The organism is Shewanella sp. MBTL60-007, from assembly GCF_019654915.1.
GTDB lineage: Bacteria > Pseudomonadota > Gammaproteobacteria > Enterobacterales > Shewanellaceae > Shewanella.
In genome coordinates, this window is sequence record NZ_BPET01000159.1 from 1 (window position 1) to 803 (window position 803).

Annotated in this window: 2 tRNA genes and 1 rRNA gene; all 3 read right to left on the reverse strand. The window is 42.6% G+C overall.

The window, feature by feature from the left end:
- Positions 1–209 precede the first annotated feature (209 nt).
- Positions 210–285, reverse strand: a tRNA-Ala gene (locus K5Q92_RS23820).
- A gap of 123 nt (positions 286–408) precedes the next feature.
- A tRNA-Ile gene (locus K5Q92_RS23825) sits at positions 409–485 on the reverse strand.
- 207 nt (positions 486–692) lie between these two features.
- A 16S ribosomal RNA gene (locus tag K5Q92_RS23830) occupies positions 693–803 on the reverse strand; the annotation flags it as partial.

Consider the following 803-nt stretch of genomic DNA (forward strand, 5'->3'; position numbering starts at 1 on the left):
AGAATTTTTACTTAAGACCGTTAAGTCTTAAGCCAAGACACTTAATGTTAAGTGTTTTGAGAACTCAATTTTTAATTTCGCAATAATCGTTACGATTATTACTATCAGCTTTCCAAATTTTTAAAGAGCGGGCTTAAAAAAGCCAAAGATAAATTCTGCATTTATCTTTGGCATCTCTAACCAGTGCATGCTTCTACAAGAGAAGTAAATGGTGGAGCTATGCGGGATCGAACCGCAGACCTCCTGCGTGCAAGGCAGGCGCTCTCCCAGCTGAGCTATAGCCCCATTTACATGCAGTCAAACAAATATATACGCATAAATGGCCAAATCATTTCTTATCAAGGCAGATAGTGGCGACGTTTAGCTTTCTTAAACGAGTCACTCTCTAACGATGAGAAGGAAGGATTTTGGTGGGTCAGAGTGGACTTGAACCACCGACCTCACCCTTATCAGGGGTGCGCTCTAACCAGCTGAGCTACAGACCCATTTATACTTGTTTCTTTGTCCCAATTCTGCGTTACTTTCGTCGTTCAATCAGTCATGTAGTAAACTACACTCCCTCTTTCACTCCTCAAGTGCCTTGACTTGAAACAAATTAACGTCGTCTAAACCTAGACACGTATTATTTGCTCTTTCTTTACGACAAGCATATCTGTGTGAACACTCAACAACTATTAAGTTAGTCGTATAGGTAAGGAGGTGATCCAGCCCCAGGTTCCCCTAGGGCTACCTTGTTACGACTTCACCCCAGTCATGAACCACACCGTGGTAAACGCCCTCCCGAAGGTTAAGCTATCTACTTC